The sequence below is a fragment of the Aliiruegeria lutimaris genome (genome assembly GCF_900099935.1).
In the GTDB taxonomy this organism is placed as follows: Bacteria; Pseudomonadota; Alphaproteobacteria; order Rhodobacterales; family Rhodobacteraceae; genus Tropicimonas; species Tropicimonas lutimaris.
Genome location: NZ_FNEK01000013.1, coordinates 56960 through 78752, shown reverse-complemented (window position 1 = coordinate 78752; position 21793 = coordinate 56960). Strand labels below are relative to the sequence as shown.

Genomic DNA, 21793 nt, shown 5'->3' with positions numbered 1-21793 from the left:
GAGGACAGAAGATGCTTACGTCCAACCGGTTTACCACTGTCGTCACGCGGGCCACCGCCGACCGTCTCGCGAAAGCCCAGGCCAACAACCCGCCAATTGCCAAGCGCGAGCGCGACCGTGGCGCGGTCGTCGCGGTCCAGACCGCGCTGGCCTCGCTCAATAACGGCTACATGGCCGGCAGCGAGATCGACGGCTATTTCGGCTCCCGCACCGCCGCCGCCGTCGAGGCCTTCCAGCGCGATTACGGGCTGGTGGCAGATGGCACCGTCGGCGGCCAGGTGCTCGGCCAGCTCGACCAGATCTTTGCCGGCGAGGCCGCCCGTCCGCCCCATGGCGTCAGCCTGCATATCGGGGTCGACCGGGTCGATCCGGGCCATTACGGCAGCGATCTCGCCCTGCCCTCCTGCGTCAACGACGCCCGCGAGATGGAGGGCATCGCCGAGCAGCTGGGCTACGACACCGCGCGACTGGAAAACGACGACGCGACCTGCGCCAATGTCATCGGCTTCCTGCGCAACGCGGCGGTAAACCTCTTCGCCGGCGACGCGCTCTTCTTCACCTATTCCGGCCATGGCAGCCAGGTTCCCAACGATTCCGCCGATGACGAGCCGGATCTGCAGGACGAAACGCTGGTGCTCTACGACCGGATGCTGATCGACGACGAGATCTATGCCGCGCTCGGCGAGTTCCGCGAAGGGGTCCGCGTCCACATGGTGTTCGATTCCTGTCACTCGGCCACGGCCTTCAAGCAGATCGCCGCGCCCGACGCGATGGACATGACCGATGTCATCCGGACCGAGTTCAAGAAGGACGCCATCGCAACGGTCAAGGGCCTGCCCACGCTGACCCTGAGGAACGATCTCGACCCCGAGATGAAGAAACCCATCGCCGCCAAGTCGCTCGTCAAGGCGCTCGATGGCGATGCGCCGGAATTCGACAAGACCGCCGAGCCGAGCGACGACGAGGCCGACGGCATCGGTGAGCTCTTTGCCGACCTGGCCGTGAAGACCCTGACCGGGGCTCCGAAATTCGTCACGGGCGCGCAGATCTATGACAACAAGAAGGAGGTCTACAACGCCGTCCGCACGGCGGTGGGATCCAAGGAACTGATCCGCCCGGCCTGCACCGTCACGGCCCTTTCCGCCGCGATGGACAACCAGACCACGCCGGCCGGCAACCCGCTGTCGCTGTTCACCTTCAATATCTCGCGTTCGTGGGATTCGGGCGCCTTCCCGGGCAGTTACACCGAGTTTCATCGCTCCGTCGTGGGCCGCTCGCGCGCCGATGCGACACCACAACTGACGCCGGACGGCTCGATGGGCTCGCAGGCGCGCCTGCACGAACGTCCCTTCGCCTTCTGATCCCCGGGGGCCGTTCCACCGTCCTCCCTGTCGCAACGGCCCCTTTCCCTGCGGCGCGTGTCCCCCGGCACGCGCCGCATTTTCTTGGCCTGCCTGTCGGTAGGCGCCGGGCAGATCAGCGCATGCCGTAGCGTTCCGAAAGCTCCTTGATCACCTGCTCGGCGAAGCGCGAACTGGCAACCGAGAGAGTCCGTTCCACCCCCTGCCCGACCCACAGGTTTCCGCTTCCCACGTCCCGCCTGTCGATCGGGCGGTTCACGATCCCCTTGGTTCCCGTAATGTCAGGGGCGCCGATCTCGATCTGGAAGGTGATCGCCTCGGTCGCGGCGACATGCGCCTTGAGATATTCGAAGGAGTTGCTCTCGATCACCGGCGGAACGGCGAAGGTCTTGCCGACAAGCGCATTGTCGATCAGCCGGCGTCCGCCGAAGCCACGCGCCGGCAGGAGGACCGGGTATTCAAAACACTGCCGCAGGCGCAACCTGTCCTTCCGGGCGAGCGGGTGCGCTTCGTCCATCACCGCCGAGAGCGTCTGGGGAACGCCGGCCAAAATCTTGTAATCAGGCGGCTTCCCCTGGTCGAAGACGATGGCGAGGTCGATGATGTAGCTCTCCAGCGCCGCAGCGGCGGCACCATGTTCCAGCACTTCGACCTCGAAGCTGACCCGTGGGAAAAGCGCCTGGTAGGTAGCGATCTGTTCGGGCAGGAAATAGGAGGCGAGCGCCTGGCTGCAGCCCACCCGGACATGGCCGCGCTCGCGCAGGGCACGACCAAGCTGAAGATGGTCCTCAACTGGCGCTACCAAGGCCCCCAGGGCTGGTTCTACCTGGCCAAGGAAAAGGGCTATTTCGCCGAAGAAGGGCTCGATGTGACCATCGACCAGGGCGAAGGCTCGGCCGCCACGGTGACGCGGGTGATATCGGGGGCCTATGACGCAGGCTTCGGCGACATGAACGCAATTATCCAGAACGCGGCCATGACACCAGCCGAAGCGCCGGTCATGGTCTACCAGATCTACAACCAGCCGCCCTTTTCGATCATCGCCAAGGCTGACGGTCCGGTCGCCGCGGCCAAGGATCTCGAAGGGCTCACGGTCGGCGCGCCCGCGGGCTCGGCGGCGACCAAGTTCTTCCCGGCGCTCGCCGACAAGGCCGGGCTCGACATGGAGAAGATCGAGATCATCAATATCCAGCCGAACCTGCAGGAGCAGATGCTGATTCAGGGCAATGTCGATGCGAGCCTTGTCTTCAACGTGACGAGCTATCTCAACATCATCGGCCTCGGCATGGACCCGGACAACGAATTCCGCTTCATCGGCTACGGCGAATCCGGGCTCGACATCTATTCCAACGGCGTGAAGGTCTCCCGCAAGCTCTATGAAGAGCATCCCGAGGCTGTTGCCGGGCTTGTCCGGGCGATCAACAAGGCGCTGATGGAGGTGATCGCCGATCCCGCCAGCGGCGCGGCGGCAGTCAAGGCGAACGAACCGCTGGTCGATGAGGGGCTGGAGGCCAAGCGGCTCGGTTTCGTGATGGACTACCTGATCCGCTCGCCCGAGAGCCTGGAACTGGGTGTCGGGGCGGTCGATCCAGAGCGCCTCGCCCGCTCCATCGCAGTGATCCAGCAGATCTACGGTTTCGAAACCGCCCCCGAAGCGGGCAGTGTCTTCGATGCGGGCTTCCTTCCGCCGCTCGACGACCGCAAACTCTGACAGACCGGGCCGACGCCCTTGCGCGCCGGCCCAATCCCCTTGAAATTCCCGACCATGACCAGCCAGCACATACTCGATGTCGACGCCGCCCTGCTTGGGCCGGCCTATGAAACCGCCGGACCGACCCGCATCGTGATCGACGGCGCCCGGATCGCCTCGCTCTCCCCCCTGCCCGAACCGCCCGGCACGGGGCTGTTCGCGATCCCGTCGCTGGCGGATGCGCATAACCACGCCCGCCCGCTCTCCACCACATCGTTGGGCTGCGGCGGCAAACCGCTGGAAGCGTGGCTGCCGCAACTCGCGGTGACGCCCTCCGCCGATCCCTACACCGCCGCCGCCGCCTCCTTCGGGCGTTCGCTGGCAGGCGGGGCCACTTCGGTCATGGTCCACCTGACGCGGCCTATGGGCGGGATGAGCCTGCCGGAGGAAGCCCGGGAGATCGCGCGGGCCGCCCATGACGTGGGCGTCTCCATCGGCTTTGCCGTCGCCCTGCGGGACCGCAACCCGCTGGTCTATGGCGATGCCGAGGCCGTTCTGGCGCCCCTCTCGCCCGAGACACGGGCGCTCGCCCGGGAAATCTGGCTGCGCCCCCTGCCCTCTGTCGCCGACCATTTGGCGCTGGTCGATGCGGTGGCCGAGGCAGTGGCAGACGCACCGGGCCATGTGGACGTGCAATACGGGCCGAACAGCGTGCAATGGTGCTCGGATGCGCTGCTGGCCGGCATCGCGGAGGCCTCCGCGCGCACGGGCCGCCGCGTCCACATGCACCTGCTGGAGACCGCGCCGCAGCGGGACTGGGCCGACCGCACCTATCCCGACGGAATCGTGGCACATCTTGAAAATATCGGACTGCTTTCGCACCGCCTGACGCTCGCGCATTGCGTCTGGGCACGCAAGGAGGAGCTTGCGCGCATCGCCGCCGCCGGGGCGCGGATCGCGGTCAACGCCTCTTCCAACCTGCATCTCTACTCCGGCATCGCGCCGGTGCCCGCGATGCTCGACGCCGGTGTCGACGTCGCCATGGGGCTCGACGGCTGCGCGCTTGACGAGGACGATGACGGGCTGCGCGAATTGCGGCTCTTTCACCTTCTCAACCATGCGCGCGGCTATGGCGATGGAGGGCTGACACCGCAGACGGCGCTGCGCGCGGCCTGTGCGACGGGTCGCGCAGGGCTTGGGCTGGAGCCCGGCGGAGTGATCGCGCCCGGCGCCCCGGCGGATCTGTTGCTGCTCTCGCTGGCCCGGCTGGACCGCGACGCGCTGATGCCGGTGGACCCGGCGAGCTATCTCTTTGCCCGCGGCGAGAAGGGCGACATCATCGAGGCGTTCTCTCGCGGACGACAGGTCATCGCCGACGGGCGGTTGACCGGGGTGGATCTCGACGCGCTTCAGGACCGGCTTCGGCGCGAGTTCCGCGCCGGTCTGGCCGGCAAGGCCGATCTCATTGCTGCCTTTCCGGAGGTCGAACGCGGGATCGCGGATTTTTACAAGGGGTGTTGCTGATGACCCGTCAGGCACAGGTACACCGGCTGGCCATGGCCGGACCGAGCGATGTCGCGCCGATCGCGCGGTTGATAGAGGCCGGGGAGATCGATCCGGCACGGATAGTGGCGGTACTCGGCAAGACGGAAGGCAATGGCTGCGTCAATGATTTCACGCGCGGCTACGCGGTGCAGAGCCTGCGCGCAATGCTCGCGGAACACCTTCCTGCGGAGGCGCTGGCGCGCCTGCCGATGGTCATGTCCGGCGGCACCGAGGGCGGGCTCTCACCGCATTGGATCGTGCTTAGCGAAACCGACGGGTCTGCGCCCGGAGCAGACCTCGCGCTGGCCTTCGCCGCCACGATCACTCGCGCGCTCACGCCCGACGAGATCGGGCGCAGCGCGCAGGTGGCACTGGTGCGCGCGGGCGTCGAGGAAGCGATGGCAAAGGCCGGGATCACGCGCGCCGAAGACGTCCACTTCGTGCAGATCAAATGCCCGCTGCTGACCGCCGAGCGCACGCTGGCAGTGGGCGGCCACGTTGTCACCACCTCAATGCTGAAATCCATGGGCCTTTCGCGTGGCGCCTCGGCGCTCGGCGTGGGGCAGGCCCTGGGCGAGATCGGCACGCTCACGGATGCCGATATCGGGGTCAATTTCGACCTCTGGTCTGCCCGCGCCTCCGCCTCCCCGGGGATCGAACTCATGGCCTGTGAAATCGTGGTGATGGGGCAATCGGCTGCGTGGTCCGGCCCGCTGCGCATCGCGCATGGCGTGATGCAGGACGCCATCGACGCGCCCTCGGTCGCCGCCCTGCTCGGTCTCGCCGCCCCGGGCGCGCCGCTGCAATCGGCCCCGGACAGGGCCATCGCGCTGCTGGCCAAGGCCGAGGCCTCCGCCTCCGGGCTGATCCGCGGCGCGCGCCACACGATGCTGGAAGACAGCGACCTCTCCTCCACCCGCCACGCCCGCGGCTTCGTCGGCGGGCTTCTGGCCGGGCTCATTGGCCATACCGAACTCTTCGTCTCGGGCGGCGCCGAACATCAGGGCCCCGATGGCGGCGGCCCGGTGGCGCTGATCTATTCCCGCTCCCCGGAAGTGGCGCCCGCATGAGCGCGGCAAAGATCATCGACAAGGTGGGGTTCTGCGTGCTGCGCGAGCGCCGGGTCCTGCTCGCGCGCAGCAAGGGCGATGCGCTGTTCCAGATCCCCGGGGGCAAGGTCGAAGCGGCGGATGCGGACGACCTGTCGGCGCTTGCCCGTGAGGTCCAGGAGGAACTGGGCGTCACCCTCGACCGCGAGAGCGCCGAATTCCTCGGCCTGTTCTCCGCCCCGGCGGCGGGCAAGCCGGGGGTGATCGTGGCGGTGAAGCTCTTCAGCGCGGCATTCGACGGCACGCCCTCCGCGCAATCGTAGATCGCGGAGCTACGCTGGCAGCCGCTGGACGGGCCCGAGCCCCGGAATGTCTCCGACGTGGTCGGCAAGCAGATCCTCCCATTCCTGCGCGCTCAGCGGTAATCGGCCTCCAGCACCGCTTCCATCTGGGCGGCGAATTTCGCCGCCGCCACCGGCAGCGGGCGCCCGCGCAACTGGCACAGGTAGAGCGAGCCCTCCGGCAAATCTCGCCGGTCCACCGGGCGGGTCACGATCCCCTCGTCGGGTTTGCGCGGCAGGCCGACGGGGATCTGGAACGAGACAAGATTCTCGTGCCGTGGATAGCGGCGCAGGAACTCGAAACTGTCCGAGACGACGGCAGCGCGCAGTTCTACCGAGGAGCGCATCAACGCGATGTCGATCAGGCGGCGCACGCCGTATTGCACCGCGGGAAGCCCCACGGGAAAGGCCGCGCAATCGCGTAGCCGGATCGTCTCGCGCCCGGCCAGCGGATGATCGGCAGCCATGACCGCGTGAACCGGCTGGCGCACCGCGATCATCACCTGCACCTCGCGCAGCCGGACCGGCTCGAAGATCAGCGCCACGTCGGCAGAAAAGTCGATCAGCGCCGCCTCTGCCGCCGCCCGGTCGCGCACACGGATATCGAAGGTCACCGCAGGGTGCTCGCCCCGGTAGCGCGAGATCTGCTCGGGCAGGAAGTAGGGCAACAGCGCCTGGCTGCAGGCGATGGCGACATTGCCGCGACGCTCGCCGGAGAGGTCGGCAATCTGGCTCTTGAGCTTCTCGTATTCGGAGGCCTGTCGGCGGATATGGCTGATCAAAAGCTCCCCGGCCGTCGACAGGCGCACGCCACGCGGCAGGCGCTCGAAGAGCGGCACCCCCAACTCCTCCTCCAGCGCCAGCACTCGCCGGTTCAGCGCGGTGGAGGTGATGGCCAGCGTTTCGGCGGCCTTCCGGATCGAGCCGGCCCGGGCGACCTCCTCGATATAGGTGAGCGGGGCGAGATGGCGGGCGGGCATGCGCACTCCTTCCAAGTAGTGCAAAAAATGCAGCGATCCGATGCAAACTTAACTGTATGCAGCAGCACTCGTCCATCCCAGTCTGTCCCCACAATCGAACGTCCTTGCCGCCGCGCCCAAGCGCCACGGCTCGCCAGATTTCAACGTCACGTCCATCGCGAGGAGATGCGTTCCATGACTTCCACCCCCTTTTCCCGCCGCGGTTTCCTGAAAACCTCCGCCGCCCTGGCCGGTGCAGCCGCGCTGCCGAAAGCCGCCTTTGCCGCCGGCGATCTGACCGTCGGCTTCATCTATGTCGGCCCCAAGGACGACTACGGCTATAACCAGGCCCATGCCGAGGGCGCGGGCGCCGTCAAGGCGCTCGCGGGCGTCACCGTGGTCGAGGAGGAGAATGTCGCCGAAACCATCGACGTCCAGAAATCCATGGAATCGATGATCAATTTCGACGGTGCCACGCTGCTCTTCCCCACCTCCTTCGGCTATTTCGACCCCCATATCCTCGAAGTTGCGCCGAAAAACCCGGACCTGCGTTTCCAGCATTGCGGTGGGCTCTGGCAGGACGGCGTGCACCCGACGAATGCCGGCAGCTATTTCGGCTATATCGGCATGGGGCAATATCTCAACGGCATCACCGCCGGCTACGCGACCAAGACCAAGAAAATCGGCTTCGTCGCCGCCAAGCCGATCCCGCAGGTGCTGCTCAACATCAACTCCTTCCTGCTCGGCGCCCGCTCGGTGGATTCGGAGATCACCTGCCAGGTGATCTTCACCGGCGAGTGGTCGCTGGCCGTCAAGGAGGCCGAGGCCACCAACGCGCTGGCCGATGCGGGCTGCGACGTGGTCACCTGCCACGTGGACGGGCCGAAGGTGGTGATGGAGACGGGTGCCGCGCGCGGCATGTATCTCAATGGCTACCACGCCAACCAGTCCTCGCTCGCCCCCGAGATTTACCTCACCGGCGCCGAGTGGAACTGGGCCAAGGTCTACGAGGACATGGTCAAGACCACGATGGACGGCGGCACGATCCCGAACTTCGTCCGTGGCGGTCTGGCCGAGGGCTTCATCAAGATGTCTCCGCTGGGCCCGGCCGTGTCGGACGAGGCGCGCAACAAGTTCGAGGCCACCAAGGCCGAGATCATGAAGGGCGGTTTCGCCGCCATCAAGGGACCACTCAAGGACAACAAGGGCAACGTGATCGCCACCGAGGGCCAAGCCTTCGAGGAGAGCGATGTCGCGCTCGAAAGCATGGACTACCTCGTCGAGGGCGTCATCGGCGCGACCTCCTGAGGCGGCAGGAATGGCGGTCGTCGATCATAGCCCCGTGCCGGGCCCGCGCGGCCTGGCATCGCCCGAGGGCTGGCTCGCCGCGCTGGCGCGCCGGTCCGAGGCGGTCCTGATCCCGCTCGGCGCGCTGATCGCGGGGCTGGCGGTCTTCGGCCTGTTCCTGATGAGCCAGGGCAAGAGCCCGGCGGAATTCTACGGGCTGGTCTACAAGGCCGGCTTCGGCACCGCCTTCTCCTGGCAGAACACGCTTTCGCGCACCGCACCGCTGCTCTTCGCGGCGCTCTGCGTGGCGCTGCCGGCACGTCTCGGCCTCGTCGTCATCGGCGGCGAGGGCGCGATCGTTATGGGCGGCGTGGCCTGTGGCGCGCTCGCGGGCGCACTCTCGGGCTGGCCACCAGCTCTCGCCCTGCCGCTGATGGCGGCTGCGGGCGCATTAGTCGGCGGTGTCTGGATCGGCGCGGTGGGATGGCTGCGCCATGTGCGCGGCGTCAACGAGACCATCGCCAGCCTGCTCATGGCCTATATCGCCATCGCGCTGATGAACCACCTCGTCGAAGGACCCTTCCGGGACCCGGCGAGCCTCAACAAACCCTCCACCGCACCGCTGCCCGAAGCGCTTCGCGTCGGCAACATTCCCGGCTGGGATGTGCATTGGGGGCTGATCTTCGGAATGCTTGCCTGTTTGCTAGCCTGGATCTTGATCGAACGCACGACCTGGGGTTTTGCCGCGCGCATCGCCGGCGGCAATGCCCGCGCGGCGCAGGTGCAGGGCCTGCCGGTGGGCCGGCTGATCATCGGCTTCACGGCACTTGGCGGCGCGCTGGCCGGGCTCGCGGGCGTCTTCGAAGTCACCGCCGTGCATGGCTCCGCCAATGCCTCTCTGGCCGCGGGTTACGGCTATACCGGCATCCTCGTCGCCTTTCTCGCCCGGCATAACCCGCTGGTGATCATCCCGGTGGCGATCCTGCTGGCGGGCTTCGAGGCCTCCTCCGGCCTCGTGCAGCGCCGGATGGACCTGCCGGATGCCACGACGCTGGTGCTGCAGGGCATCGTCTTCGTCGCCATCCTGATGTCGGAGACACTCTATGGACGCCTGCGCCTCTTTGCGCCCGAACGCTGGAGGAGCACCTGATGGACAGCGATATCGGCCTCTGGGCCATACCGCTTGCGATCCTCGGCGGCGCGATCCGCGTCTCCCCCCCCTTCCTCTTCGTCTCGCTCGGGGAGGTGCTGACCGAACGCTCGGGCCGGATCAATCTCGGCCTTGAGGGCACGCTCGTCTTCGGCGCCATGAGCGGCTACGCGCTGGCCTACCAGACTGGCTCGCCATGGGTGGGGGTGCTGGCAGCCGCCGTCGCGGGCAGCCTCTTCGGCCTCGTCCACGGGTTGCTCTGCTCCCTGCCGAGGGTGAACGACATCGCCATCGGCATCGCCATGATGCTGCTCGGCATGGGGCTCGCCTTCTTTTTCGGCAAGCCATATATCCAGCCGGTCGCACCGGACCTTCCGGCAATATCCTTCGGTTGGTGGTCCGAGCTGCAGCAGGTGCAGGCCGCGCTGCGCGTCAACGTGCTCTTCCTGATCGGCATCGCCGCCGCCATCGGCCTGTGGTGGATGTTCCGCGCCACCCGGCTGGGCCTGATCATCCGCGTGGTAGGCGATTCTTCTGACGCCGCCTGCGCCATGGGCATCCGTCCTTCCGTTGTCCACACCTTTGCAACCGCCGCCGGCGGTGCCTTCGCCGGGGTCGGCGGAGCCTATCTCTCGCTCTTCTATCCCGGCTCCTGGAACGAGGGCATCTCCTCCGGTCAGGGCCTGATGGCGGTGGCGCTGGTGATCTTCGCCCGCTGGAACCCCATCGCCTGCCTCTGGGCGGCGCTGATCTTCGGCGGCGCGGGCGCGCTCGGCCCGGCGCTGCAATCGGCGGGCATCTCGCAGGGATACTACCTCTTCTACGCCGCGCCCTACGTGCTCACGCTCGGCGTGCTCATCGCGACATCCTCGCCCACCCGTGCCGTCACCGGCGCGCCGGGCGAACTCAGCATCACCAAATAGGAGGCCGTCCATGTCCGGACTAGGAGGGTTGAACAAATCGCCGAACGGCGTCGTCATCGGGCTGGTGCAGCTTCAGCTACCCGTGGTGAAGACGCGTGAAGACCTCGCCGCCCAGACCGCCCGAATTGTCGAGATGGTCGGCAAGGCGCGGCGCAACATGGGCACGATGGATCTCGTCGTCTTCCCCGAATACGCGCTGCACGGCCTGTCGATGGACACCAATCCCGAGATCATGTGCAGTCTCGACGGCCCGGAGGTCGCGGCCTTCAAACAGGCCTGTATCGACAACGACATCTGGGGCTGCTTTTCGATCATGGAGAAGAACCCCGGCGGAATGCCGTTCAATTCCGGTATCATCATCGACCCGGAAGGCGAGGTGAAGCTCTATTACCGCAAGTTCCACCCCTGGGTGCCGGTCGAGCCATGGGAGCCGGGAGACGTTGGCATTCCCGTCATCGAGGGGCCGAAGGGCGCGAAACTCGCGCTCATCATCTGCCATGACGGCATGTTCCCCGAAATGGCGCGCGAGGCGGCCTATCGCGGCGCCGAGATCATGCTGCGCACAGCCGGCTACACCGCACCTATCCGCGAGAGCTGGCGTTTCACCAACCAGTCCAACGCCTTCTGCAACCTGATGGTGACGGCAAATGTCTGCATGTGCGGCTCCGATGGCAGCTTCGACTCGATGGGCGAAGGCATGATCGTCAATTTCGACGGCACGATCATCGCCCATGGCACATCCGGGCGCGCCGACGAGATCATCACCGCCGAGGTCCGCCCCGACCTGGTGCGCGAGGCACGCCTCCACTGGGGGGTGGAGAACAACATCTACCAGTTCGGCCATCGCGGCTATGTCGCCGTGAAAGGCGGCGCGCAGGACTGCCCCTATACCTACATGACCGACCTCGCCGCGGGCCGCTACCGGCTGCCGTGGGAAGACGAGGTCAAGGTGACCGACGGCACCGGCGCGGGTTTCGACGCGCCCACCCGGGCATTTGGCGAACGCACGAAGGAGGCCTGACATGGCAACGATTCCCTCCGATCCCTATCCCTGGCCCTATAATGGCGACCTGCGGCCCGAAAACACCGCGCTGATCGTCATCGACATGCAGACCGATTTCTGCGGCAAGGGCGGTTATGTCGACAAGATGGGCTATGACCTGAAGATGACCCGCGCGCCGATCGAGCCGATCAAGGCCGTGCTCGCCGTGATGCGCGCCAAGGGCTATCACATCATCCACACCCGCGAGGGCCACCGGCCCGACCTGTCGGACCTTCCCGCGAACAAGCGCTGGCGCAGCCAGCAGATCGGCGCGGGCATCGGCGATCCCGGCCCCTGCGGCAAGATCCTCGTGCGGGGCGAGCCCGGCTGGGACATTATCGAGGAGCTTTTCCCCGACCCCGGCGAGATCATCATCGACAAGCCCGGCAAGGGCAGCTTCTGTGCCACCGACCTGGAACTGATCCTGCGCACGCGCGGCATCGAGAACCTCGTGATCTGTGGCATCACCACCGATGTCTGCGTTTCCACCACCATGCGCGAGGCCAATGACCGCGGCTTCGAATGCCTTGTGCTAGAGGATTGCTGCGGCGCGACCGATCTCGGCAACCACAACGCGGCCCTGAAGATGGTCAAGATGCAGGGCGGCGTCTTCGGCGCGGTCTCCGACAGCGCAACGATGATCGCGGGCCTCGCATGAGCTTGCCGGTGAAGCCCCTCGAGCAGGCCATCGAGGTCGAGACGCTGCACATGACCATGCGTTTCGGCGCCTTCACCGCGCTGGACGACGTGTCGATCCGCATCACGCCGGGCAGCTTCCACGCGCTTCTGGGCGAGAACGGGGCCGGCAAGTCCACGCTGGTCAAATGCATGATGGGTTTCTACCGCGCGACCTCCGGCGAGATGCTGGTCGACCGGCGCGAGGCGCTGGTGCCGGATCCGCGTGCCGCCCATGCGCTCGGGCTCGGCATGGTCTACCAGCATTTCACGCTGGTCCCCTCGCTGACAGCGGCAGAGAACCTGGTCGTCAGCCGGGACGACGCGCCCCGGGTGATCGACTGGCGGCGCGAGCGCGCGGCGCTGGCCGAATTCATGGCGCGGATGCCCTTTTCGGTGCCGCTCGACCAGCCGGTGCGCGCGCTCTCGGCGGGCGAGAAGCAGAAGCTGGAGATCCTCAAGCAGCTCTATCTCGGTCGCCGCTTCCTGATCCTCGACGAGCCCACCTCGGTGCTGACGCCGGACGAAGCCGACGAGGTGTTGGGCCACGTCAAGGCGCTCTGCGAGGCTGGCGAGATTACGGTAATGATGATTACCCACAAGTTCCGCGAGGTGACGGCCTATGCCGATGCGGTCTCCGTTCTCCGGTGGGGCAAGCTTGTCGGCTCGGCGCTGGTTTCCGACCTCTCCCATGCCGACATGGCCCGGATAATGATGGGCGAGGCGGAACTGCCCGACCCCGCCCCCCGCACGGGCATGCCGGGCGACGCGGTTCTCTCCCTCAAGGGCGCGCGGGCCTCCGACCGCTCCGGTCTCAAGCAGATCGTGATCGACGCGCTGGAGGTGCGCGCGGGCGAGGTCGTCGGCGTCGCCGGTATCTCCGGCAACGGCCAGATGGAACTGATGGAAGTGCTGACCGGCCAGCGCCCACTTGGCGCGGGCAGCATCGAGGTCAAGGGCGCGCCCTATGGCGCAAGCCGCGAGGAAGCGCGGGTGAAATGCGTCCGCTACCTGCCGGAGGAGCCGCTGCACAATGCCTGCGCACCGCGCATGTCGGTTACCGAGAACATCAATTTCCGCAGCTTCGACCTTAACGGCTCCGGCCGTCGCTTCTGGCTCTCGGGACGCGAGATGCGCACCCGTGCCGCCGAGTTGGTCGCCGGTTTCAAGGTCAGGGCCGCCTCGCTCGACGCGCCGATGGCCTCGCTCTCGGGTGGCAATGTCCAGCGCGCGGTGCTGGCGCGCGAACTGACCGGCGAGGTGGACTTGTTGGTGATCTCCAACCCTTGTTTCGGGCTCGACTTCACCGCCGTGGCCGAGATCCGGGCACGGATCATGGCGGCGCGTAATGGCGGCGCGGCGGTGCTGCTGATGTCGGAGGATCTCGACGAGATCATGGAACTGGCCGACCGGGTGCTGGTCATGTCCGAAGGCCGCATCGCCTACGAAAAGCCCATCGCCGACGCACAGATCGCCGAGATCGGCCATCACATGGGAGGCTATTCCGCATGATCGAGATCGCCAAGGCACAGCCCTTTCCTTTTCGGTTCGATCCCGCCAGTACGGCGCTGGTGATGATCGATTTCCAGCGCGATTTCGTCGAGGAGGGCGGCTTCGGCGCCACGCTCGGCAATGATGTCACGCCGCTGCGCGCCATCCTGCCCGCCGCGAAGCGGCTGCTGGAGGCCGCCCGCGCCGCTGGCATGGCCGTGATCCACACCCGCGAATGCCACCGCCCGGACCTCTCCGACTGCCCGCCCGCCAAGCGCGACCGCGGTGCGCCGAGCCTGCGGATCGGCGACGACGGGCCAATTGGACGCATCCTGATCACCGACGCCCCCGGCGCGGCCATCGTGCCCGAGCTAGCCCCCACCCCCGGCGAGACGGTTATCGACAAGCCGGGCAAGGGCGCTTTCTACGCAACGGGCCTTGGCGACCTGCTGGCTGAGAAGGGCATCAACAATCTCGTCTTCGCCGGCGTGACCACCGAGGTCTGCGTTCAGACCACGATGCGCGAGGCCAATGATCGCGGCTTCGACTGCCTGCTCGCCGAGGACGCGACCGAAAGCTATTTCCCCACATTCAAAGCCGCCGCGCTGGAAATGATCCGCGCGCAGGGTGCCATCGTTGGCTGGACAGCAACCGTGGCGGAGATCGTGGAGGCGCTCGATGGATAAGCGCTTGAAACCCCTTCGCTATGTCGCCGGTATGATCCAGGGCGGTTGGCACGATCTCGCCTTCGGTCCTTTCCGCGAAGGTGTCAAGATCGCCGAGTTGATCGAAAGCTACCCCAAGCTCGCGCTACTGCGCTACGCGCCCGGCGCCTCGGTGCCGCGCCACCTGCATACCGGGCTCGAGACGATCCTGGTGCTGGAGGGATCCCAAACCGACGAGGCGGGCCATTACCCGACCGGCTCGCTGATGATCAATCCCGCCGGAACCAGCCATGCGGTCTGGTCCGAGGAGGGCTGTGTCGTCCTGATCCAATGGGAACGTCCGGTCGAGATGATCGAGGAGAAAGAATCGTGACAGAGACCCTTTCGGAGCTGAGCTTCGACATTGCCAGCCTGCAGGCGGCCTATGCCGCCGGGCTTTCGCCCGAGGCGGTGATCGCAGAGGCGTATCGGCGCATCGAGGCGGCGGCCGATCCCGGCATCTTCCTGCATCTTCGCGCGCAGGAGGATGTCGCCGCCGAGGCTGCCGCCCTGCCCGCCTTCGACCCCGACGCCTTGCCGCTCTGGGGAATCCCCTTCGCGATCAAGGACAATATCGACCTCGCCGGCACCCCCACCACCGCCGCCTGCCCGGCCTATGCCTATGAGCCGGAGAAGGACGCTTTCGCCGTCGCCGCGCTCAAAGCCGCGGGCGCGATCCCGCTCGGCAAGACCAATCTCGACCAGTTCGCCACCGGCCTTGTCGGCGTCCGCTCGCCCTTCCCGCCACCGAAAAACGCGATCGACCCCGAGATCGTGCCGGGCGGTTCGTCCGCCGGCTCCGGCGTAGCCGTGGCGCGCGGCATTGTCTCTTTCTCGCTGGGCACCGACACCGCCGGATCGGGCCGCGTTCCCGCCGCGCTCAACAATATCGTCGGGCTGAAACCCACGCTCGGCGCGCTCTCCAATACCGGCGTCGTGCCCGCCTGCCGGACGCTCGACACGATCTCGATCTTCGCGCTGACCGTGCCCGACGCCTGGCGCGCCTTCACCGCCGCCGCGCGCTTCGACCGCGGCGACGCGTTCGCCCGTGATATCGCCACACCGCCGCTCACCGCCCCGCCGCCCGCGCTGCGCGTCGGCGTGCCCGATGCCGCGACGCGGGAGTTTTTCGGCGACACGGTTCAGGCCGAGAGCTTCGCCGCCACGCTGTCCACGCTCGAGGCCGATGGCGCGTGCATCGTCGAGTTGGATTTCACCCCCTTCTTCAAGGTCGCCGAGATGCTCTACGAGGGCGCCTGGGTCGCCGAGCGGCTCACCGTGGTCGAGGATCTCATCGCCAGCGATCCCGACGCGCTCCACCCGGTGACGCTGCAGATCATCGGCGGCGGCGCGCGGCTCTCGGCGGTAGACGCTTTCCGCGGCATCTACCGGCTCGCCGAGCTGAAACGCCTGGCCGAGCCGCTTCTGGAACAGGTGGACCTGCTCTGCGTGCCCACCATCCCGACATTCTACTCGGTGGCCGATCTTGAGGCTGACCCGATCGGCCCCAATTCCCGCTTCGGCACCTACACGAATTTCGTCAACCTGATGGACCTGTGCGGCATCGCCGTTCCGACCGCCCCGCGCAGCGATGGTCGGCCGGGCAGCGTGACGCTTCTGGCGGCCTCGGTGCGCGACGGGCTGGCCGCGTCGGTGGCCGAGCGGCTGCACCGCGCCACCGGCCCCAGCCTCGGGGCGACTGGGCGTGATCTGCCCGCAGCCGCCCTCCCGGCGGACGGTCCCGCACCGGGCGAGATCGAAATCGCCGTCGTCGGCGCACATATGTCGGGCCTGCCGCTCAACCACGAACTGACATCGCGCGGCGGGCGCTACCTGCGCAGCGGATCGACGTCGGCGCGCTACCGCTTCCATGCGCTGGCCGGCGGCCCGCCCGCGCGCCCCGGCCTGATCCGCTCCGACGGCGGCAAGGCCATCGCGCTCGAGATCTGGGCATTGCCGCCCGCCGCCTTCGGGGAATTCCTCGCTTCCATCCCCTCCCCGCTCTCCATCGGGTCGATCGAGCTCGCCGACGGCTCCATGGTCAAGGGCTTCCTGGTGGAACCTGCTGGGCTCGATGGCGCGACTGAGATCACTGAACTGGGCGGATGGCGCGCCTATCTCGACAGTCAGTAAAGCAAGGGCCACATACCGGGGCCGTCCGCTCGGCCCCTGCTCGGCCCCCATTTGACGCTTGACCTGACGCCCCGGTTTCCGTCTTTCTTGGATCAGGAGAAAGGGTGGCCGGAAATGACATCGCAATTCCTCAAATCTATTCGTTTGATAATTCCCTGCCTTCTACTCGGAGCGCTCGCTCCTGTTGCCGTTCAGGCGCAGGAAGGCCGTCTCGGAGTGGAACTGAACAAGTTCGAACCGGCGGAGAGCGGCGGTTGCCGCACTTTCTTCCTGTTCCGCAACCAGGCCGGAATGACGCTTGAAGCCTTCGAGATGTCACTGGCAGTGCTGGATAAAAGAGGCGTGATCGACCAGCTTCTGAGCATCGACGCGGCCCCGCTGCCGATTGCGCGCACGACGCTGAAGCTGTTCGAGATCCCCGACATCGCCTGCGACAACATCTCGGAGATCCTGCTGCACGAGATGACGGCCTGCACGCCGCAGAACGCCGAGCCGATGGACTGCTTCGAGATCATGGACCTGTCGTCGAAGGCGTCGGCCGGCTTCGTGAAGTAAGCCATGGAACAGATGATATCGACGCTCACGCGCGGCGGCCCCGTGATCGGGGTGCTGGCGGTGCTGTCGCTGATCTCGGTGACCCTGATCGTCGTCAAGCTGCTGGACATGCGCGGCGCGCTTGGTGGCCAATCGGGCCGCGATGCTGCCTATGAGGCGTGGCGAAAGGGCGAGCGGGCCTCCGCGCTGAAAACGGTCGAGGCCGGGAAGTCGCCCCTGGACCGGATACTGAGCGCGGCCATGAGCGGCCTCATCGCCGGACGCCGCCGCACCGCGCTGACCGAGGAACTTGAATGGCGCGGCAACCAGGAGCTGGACCGGCTCTCGCGCCACATACGCACGCTGGAACTGGTCGGCATGGTCAGCCCGCTGCTCGGGCTGCTGGGGACGGTGCTGGGCATGATCTCCTCCTTCCAGGAACTGGCGCTGGCCGAGGGCGCGGCAAATGCCTCGCTGCTCGCCGGCGGTATCTGGCAGGCGCTGCTGACCACCGCTGCGGGCCTCGTCGTGGCCATTCCGTCGGCCGTTTCGGCCAGCCTGCTGGGCACGCGGGTCGACCGCATCGGCGTTGCCATGGAAACGGCCGTGGGCCGGCTGATGACGCTGGAAGACGCCGACGGAGAAGCCGCCGAGGAGGCATAAGGGGGGCGCCATGAAACTGAGACAGGCCAACTCCGACAACGCCCCGATCCCGCTCGTGCCGATGATCGACGTGCTGATGATCATGCTCGTCTTCTTCATGGTCACCTCGACCTATCTGAACCTGCGCATGATCCCCTTCACGCAAAGCGAAGCGGCCAGCCCGCTTGCCCCCGCCACGGCGCAGGCCGGCACCTCGGATACGGTGCTGCTGCGGCTCGATTCCGACGGAACGGTGCGCCTGCACGGGGCTCCGGTGGCGCGCGGAGAACTGGTCGAGATGCTGCGGCAACGGCTCGCGACAATGCCCGATCTCAACGTCGTCCTGCTGCCGTCTGGACATGCGCGCACGCAGGAGCTTGTCTCCCTGCTCGACGCGACCACGTCGGCGGGCGTCACCCGGATGCGGCTCGTGCGGCTGGAGCCTGTGCGATGAACCTTGCCCGCCGCAAACGCCGCCAGCATCCCGAACCGATTATCGCGCTGATCGATGTCGTGTTCTTCCTGCTGGTCTTCTCGATGCTGGTCGGGCGAATGGATGCCACGGCGCCGTTCCGGGTCATGCCGGCCATTTCGGAAACCGGCGCAACCATGCCTGGCGGCGGCGAGACCGTGGCGATCGCGCAAGACGGCACGCTGGCGCTGAATGGCCGGGAGATGGACGAGACCGCGCTTCTGTCGGAGCTGGCAACCGTCCTGACGCGGATGCCGGACCGGCTGATCCGCATCAACGCACATCGCGGCGCGGAACTGCGCCTCTATCTCCCGCTGGTCGCGGAGATCGAAGGACTCGGCGCAAAGGACATCGTTCTCGTCGTGACGCCGGAAGGGCCGTGATGGCGCGGCCGGTCAAATGGGCGCTGGCTTGCGTGGCCTCGGTCGCGCTGCATGCCGCTGCGTTGGCTGTGCTGGCCGTGTTGATGCAACCCAGGCCCGTGCCACAGCAGAAGCCGGTTTCGACCGAACTGAGCCTCGCGGCAGAAACCGTCCGCCATTCCAGCCCCGATGCGCAACAGGCCGACGCCCGCCCCCTGACTGGCCAGCAAGGCACGGCGACGCCGCTTGCACAGGACGCACCGCGCCGCACCTCCGCCGCGACGGTTGCGCCACCGTCAACGTCACTCGCCGGGGCGGAAACCGTCGGCTTATCGCTTGCCGCCGATCTGCCCGCGCCGGACGCGCTCGAGTCGCGCCCGGCCAGCGGTGCCGCCGTCACACAGTTTGCCCCGGACACGACCCCGGTGACCGAAAGCGCGCGGCCGACGCAAGCCGCGCAGGCGGTCGCCGCCCGTTCGGACGCGGCCATGGCGGAGTTACAACCGACTCTCACTCAAGCCCCCACTGCGCGTCCCGAAGCGACGTCGCTTGCCGGCGACAACGCCGAGGCGACGCCCGTGCGACTGAATCGCCCCGACACCGCGCGCCTCCCCGCGCAACTGGCCGCGGGGAGTTCGATGCGGGCGGAACCCGCAGACGCCACGGCGGCACAAACACTGCGCCCCGACAGGAAACCCGTCGCACAGGCGCGGGCCGATATCGGCACCGCGCCCGTGGTTCTGGCCAGCTTCGCCGCCGCAGCGCCCATCAGCGCCAGCGCCCAAGCGATCCGACCGGATCCGGACAACATCGAAACTGCGCCGATCATCCTTGCCAGCCTGCCGGAGACGCCCGCGCTCTCCACGCTGCCAACACCGCAAGGCCTACGCCCCGCGCCGGTCGCGATGGACAGCCTTGCCCAAGCAGCTTCAATCGATGCCAGCGCCCAGGCGATCCGCCCGGATCCGGACAACATCGAAACCGCGCCAATGGTGCTTGCCAGCCTTCCGGAAACGCCCCCGCAGTCAACGCTGCCGCCACCACAAGGCGCGCGCCCCGCGCCCGTCGCGATGGACAGCCTTGCCCAGGCAGCTTCAATCGATGCCAGCGCGCAGGCGATCCGCGCGGATCCCGACAGCATCGAAACCGCACCCGCGCTGCTGGCCAGCCTGCCAGATTCGCCCCCACTGTCGACGCTGCCCACACCGCAAGGCCCGCACTCCGCGCCCGTCGCGCCGGACGTGCCAACGGGCAAGCAAAGCCGTCCCGACGCGGCACGGCTGCCCGATTCCCCCACCGCGGAAACCGCCACCCGGATGTCGGCCTCGCTGGCCTGGGCCGTGGGCGATATCAGCGTCGCCGATCCGGTCTCGGTCGCGGCGATCCAGGCTTTCATGCAGCCATCCGACCCCACGGGCTCCGGCGACTCGCCCATGCGCGACGGGCTGGCCGCGCTGCTCACCGGCATTCCCTGCGCGCGGCTGCAAACGGAATTCGACGCCGAGACCGGCAGGCTGGAGCTGCGCGGCCACGTGCCGGAAGACGCCTTGCGGGGACCGTTGCTGACCGCGCTCCAGTCACATATCGGCACCGATATCCCCGTGACTGACGCTTTGCAGATCCTGCCGCGCCCGCAATGCGGCGCGCTCACCGGCATCGCCAACCTGGGCCTGCCGCAATCGGATGACCAGCGCACCAACCCGCGCATTGTCGGCCCCAACGCCTTCGTGCGCGAGTTCCGCTTCCAGGAGGGCGACCGGCTCCGGCTCGACCTGACCGCGCCCGATTACGACGCCTACGTGTATATCGACTATTTCGACGCCGATGGCAGCGTATTGCACCTGCAACCCAACGAGATCGTGCCGCTGGAGAAATCGCCAGCCAAGACGGCCTTGTTATCGGGCGTCGATAGCGACGGAAGGCCGGCCTTGAACCTGACCATCGCGCCGCCCTTTGGCCAGGAGATCGTGGTCGCCTTTGCCTCCTCGGCACCGCTCTACGATGGGCTGCGCCCGTTGGTGGAGCCGGCCGAGGCCTATATCGCCTTCCTTTCGGAACGCGTCGAACAGGCCCGGCAGAACGCACCGGACTTCAAGGGCGAATGGGTCTATTTCTTCATCGCCACCGCACCGGCCCAATGACGACCCGCACGGCGGCCACGTGGCGCTGTTAGGTCACCGGCTTGCGGTGCCGGAACAGCGGCTGGATCAGGCGGCGATAGCTGAGCGCGAGCCCGGTATACACCATGAAGATGCTTGCCAGCGAGGCGAGCCCTGCAATGGTTTGCCCGATCACGCCATAGGCCTCGCCGGTATGCACGAAACGCAGCCACATCCGGGCCTGCGCGCCCGGCGAACGGTCAGCAAGGCTGGCGGTCTTCACCACCTCACCGCTTTCCAGCGACACAGTGAGCGTCTCCTGCCGGGAAAGCTGTTTGCCCGTGCCGGTATCGACAATTGCCGTAGTCTCGGTCGCGCCGGCATGCTTCGGCAGATCCAGCGTAATCCGGTTCCAGTCGGGGTCATACGCCTCGGCCGTCTCCAGCACCGCCTGCAAGGTCAGGCTTCCGGGGGCAAGCGCGAGCGCCCCGCCCTCGGACTCGTGGTACTCATGTCCGCCGCCTCCGCCGAGACGCCCCATGCCCAGTCCGCGACCGCCGCCCTTGCCCTGTCCCTGCCCCTGACCGCCCGAAGCGCCGCGCATCGCAGGTTGTTCGCCATAGGCGGCAAAGACGAGGTTGGACGCCCAGTCATAGGAGATCACCACGCCGGAAAGGATGATCAGGAATAGCGGAATCGCCGCCCAGAAGCCAAAGACATGATGCCAGGCGAAATCGCGGGCCTTGGCATTCGGATAGCTCCGCCGGAACAGCATCTTCGTCTTGAGCATGGCCCATTTCCAGATCTTCGGCAGCCAGAGATAGGCCCCCGAGAGCAGCAGGAAACCGAACACGAGATTCGCCGCGCCGGTCAGCGCCGCGCCGGTCTCGCTGCGCCCGGAGAAGGACAGCCACCGGTGCAGCGCGGTGACCGTGGCAAAGAACTCCTGCGTTGCCGTCTTGTCGGATGCGAGCAGTTCCCCGTTATAGGGATCGAGGAAGGCCTTGTCGCTGCGCCCGCTGGCGGCAATAACCGCGGCTTGCGGGTCATTCTCGAAGACGAGCGCGGAGGCAACGCCACCGGTCTCGATCAGCGCGGCTTCGGCGAGCCTGTCGGCAGGCAACGGCTCTCCTGCGGCGCTCACGTTCAGGCCGCTTTCCGCCCATCGGGTGATTTGAACCTCATAAGTCAGCAACACGCCGGTGATCGCGAGCACCAGGATCACGAGACCGGCCCCGACGCCGGCCACGAGATGGCTCCAGAACAGTATTTTGCGGAAAGACATGGCTTGTCCTCGTTATCTACGGCCGTTGTCCGTTGAACGCGCGTCGAAA

At 67.0% G+C, this 21793-nt stretch carries 22 protein-coding genes; 19 read left to right on the top strand and 3 right to left on the bottom strand.

What is annotated here, in order from left to right:
• Positions 1-11: 11 nt before the first annotated feature.
• Positions 12-1361, top strand: a complete 1350-nt coding sequence (locus tag BLR85_RS08300) for a peptidoglycan-binding protein (RefSeq protein WP_093153432.1) — start codon at positions 12-14, stop codon at positions 1359-1361.
• A 115-nt stretch (positions 1362-1476) separates the two neighbouring features.
• Here the strand turns inward: BLR85_RS08300 and BLR85_RS08295 are convergent, their stop codons facing one another.
• Positions 1477-2100, bottom strand: coding sequence for a LysR substrate-binding domain-containing protein (locus BLR85_RS08295; RefSeq protein ID WP_170844492.1), 624 nt, complete (start codon positions 2098-2100; stop codon positions 1477-1479).
• A gap of 6 nt (positions 2101-2106) precedes the next feature.
• On the opposite strand from BLR85_RS08295, the gene BLR85_RS08290 reads away from it, so the two are divergent.
• From BLR85_RS08290 to BLR85_RS08275, 4 genes are read left to right on the top strand one after another with little or no spacing between them, the layout of a single operon-like run.
• Positions 2107-3072 (top strand): ABC transporter substrate-binding protein, encoded by a 966-nt coding sequence (locus tag BLR85_RS08290; RefSeq protein ID WP_093153499.1) that lies wholly within the window; start codon positions 2107-2109, stop codon positions 3070-3072.
• Between the two features lie 54 nt (positions 3073-3126).
• Complete coding sequence (locus BLR85_RS08285; RefSeq protein WP_093153429.1) at positions 3127-4575, top strand: amidohydrolase family protein; 1449 nt, start codon at positions 3127-3129, stop codon at positions 4573-4575.
• Complete coding sequence (gene atzD / locus BLR85_RS08280) at positions 4575-5666, top strand: cyanuric acid amidohydrolase (RefSeq protein ID WP_093153496.1); 1092 nt, start codon at positions 4575-4577, stop codon at positions 5664-5666. Before BLR85_RS08285 ends, atzD begins: the two co-directional genes overlap by 1 nt.
• Positions 5663-5968, top strand: coding sequence for an NUDIX hydrolase (locus tag BLR85_RS08275; RefSeq protein WP_093153426.1), 306 nt, complete (start codon positions 5663-5665; stop codon positions 5966-5968). Before atzD ends, BLR85_RS08275 begins: the two co-directional genes overlap by 4 nt.
• 92 nt (positions 5969-6060) lie before the next feature.
• Here BLR85_RS08275 and BLR85_RS08270 read toward each other — a convergent pair whose 3' ends face one another.
• Complete coding sequence (locus BLR85_RS08270; RefSeq protein WP_093153423.1) at positions 6061-6966, bottom strand: LysR family transcriptional regulator; 906 nt, start codon at positions 6964-6966, stop codon at positions 6061-6063.
• Between the two features lie 174 nt (positions 6967-7140).
• On the opposite strand from BLR85_RS08270, the gene BLR85_RS08265 reads away from it, so the two are divergent.
• From BLR85_RS08265 to BLR85_RS08200, 14 genes are all read left to right on the top strand, one after another.
• Positions 7141-8253 carry a BMP family ABC transporter substrate-binding protein gene (locus tag BLR85_RS08265; protein WP_093153420.1) on the top strand — a complete coding sequence of 371 codons (1113 nt, stop codon included), beginning with the start codon at positions 7141-7143 and terminating at the stop codon, positions 8251-8253.
• Between the two features lie 10 nt (positions 8254-8263).
• Positions 8264-9382 carry an ABC transporter permease gene (locus BLR85_RS08260; protein WP_093153417.1) on the top strand — a complete coding sequence of 373 codons (1119 nt, stop codon included), beginning with the start codon at positions 8264-8266 and terminating at the stop codon, positions 9380-9382.
• The gene (locus BLR85_RS08255) at positions 9382-10305 is read left to right on the top strand and encodes an ABC transporter permease (protein ID WP_093153414.1); all 924 of its coding nucleotides are present in this window, start codon (positions 9382-9384) and stop codon (positions 10303-10305) included. Before BLR85_RS08260 ends, BLR85_RS08255 begins: the two co-directional genes overlap by 1 nt.
• 10 nt (positions 10306-10315) lie before the next feature.
• On the top strand, positions 10316-11326 hold the full coding sequence (locus tag BLR85_RS08250) for a formamidase (RefSeq protein WP_093153411.1): 1011 nt from the start codon (positions 10316-10318) through the stop codon (positions 11324-11326).
• A gap of 1 nt (position 11327) precedes the next feature.
• The gene (biuH, locus tag BLR85_RS08245; protein WP_093153408.1) at positions 11328-12005 is read left to right on the top strand and encodes a biuret amidohydrolase; all 678 of its coding nucleotides are present in this window, start codon (positions 11328-11330) and stop codon (positions 12003-12005) included.
• Between the two features lie 8 nt (positions 12006-12013).
• On the top strand, positions 12014-13534 hold the full coding sequence (locus BLR85_RS08240) for an ABC transporter ATP-binding protein (RefSeq protein ID WP_244520653.1): 1521 nt from the start codon (positions 12014-12016) through the stop codon (positions 13532-13534).
• Positions 13531-14199, top strand: coding sequence for a cysteine hydrolase family protein (locus tag BLR85_RS08235; RefSeq protein WP_093153402.1), 669 nt, complete (start codon positions 13531-13533; stop codon positions 14197-14199). The genes BLR85_RS08240 and BLR85_RS08235 overlap by 4 nt, the downstream gene beginning before the upstream one ends.
• The gene (locus tag BLR85_RS08230; RefSeq protein WP_244520652.1) at positions 14192-14551 is read left to right on the top strand and encodes a cupin domain-containing protein; all 360 of its coding nucleotides are present in this window, start codon (positions 14192-14194) and stop codon (positions 14549-14551) included. The genes BLR85_RS08235 and BLR85_RS08230 overlap by 8 nt, the downstream gene beginning before the upstream one ends.
• Positions 14548-16350 carry an allophanate hydrolase gene (gene atzF / locus BLR85_RS08225; RefSeq protein ID WP_244520651.1) on the top strand — a complete coding sequence of 601 codons (1803 nt, stop codon included), beginning with the start codon at positions 14548-14550 and terminating at the stop codon, positions 16348-16350. Before BLR85_RS08230 ends, atzF begins: the two co-directional genes overlap by 4 nt.
• 114 nt (positions 16351-16464) lie before the next feature.
• The gene (locus BLR85_RS08220) at positions 16465-16905 is read left to right on the top strand and encodes a hypothetical protein (protein WP_093153396.1); all 441 of its coding nucleotides are present in this window, start codon (positions 16465-16467) and stop codon (positions 16903-16905) included.
• 3 nt (positions 16906-16908) lie between these two features.
• Positions 16909-17547 carry a MotA/TolQ/ExbB proton channel family protein gene (locus tag BLR85_RS08215; protein WP_093153393.1) on the top strand — a complete coding sequence of 213 codons (639 nt, stop codon included), beginning with the start codon at positions 16909-16911 and terminating at the stop codon, positions 17545-17547.
• Positions 17548-17557: 10 nt separating this feature from the next.
• Positions 17558-17980 carry an ExbD/TolR family protein gene (locus BLR85_RS08210; protein WP_093153390.1) on the top strand — a complete coding sequence of 141 codons (423 nt, stop codon included), beginning with the start codon at positions 17558-17560 and terminating at the stop codon, positions 17978-17980.
• Positions 17977-18381, top strand: coding sequence for an ExbD/TolR family protein (locus BLR85_RS08205; RefSeq protein ID WP_093153387.1), 405 nt, complete (start codon positions 17977-17979; stop codon positions 18379-18381). The genes BLR85_RS08210 and BLR85_RS08205 overlap by 4 nt, the downstream gene beginning before the upstream one ends.
• Positions 18381-20501, top strand: a complete 2121-nt coding sequence (locus tag BLR85_RS08200) for a DUF4384 domain-containing protein (RefSeq protein ID WP_093153384.1) — start codon at positions 18381-18383, stop codon at positions 20499-20501. Before BLR85_RS08205 ends, BLR85_RS08200 begins: the two co-directional genes overlap by 1 nt.
• 28 nt (positions 20502-20529) lie before the next feature.
• On the opposite strand, the gene BLR85_RS08195 is transcribed toward BLR85_RS08200, so the two are convergent.
• The gene (locus BLR85_RS08195; protein WP_093153381.1) at positions 20530-21744 is read right to left on the bottom strand and encodes a PepSY-associated TM helix domain-containing protein; all 1215 of its coding nucleotides are present in this window, start codon (positions 21742-21744) and stop codon (positions 20530-20532) included.
• Between the last annotated feature and the right edge of the window lie 49 nt (positions 21745-21793).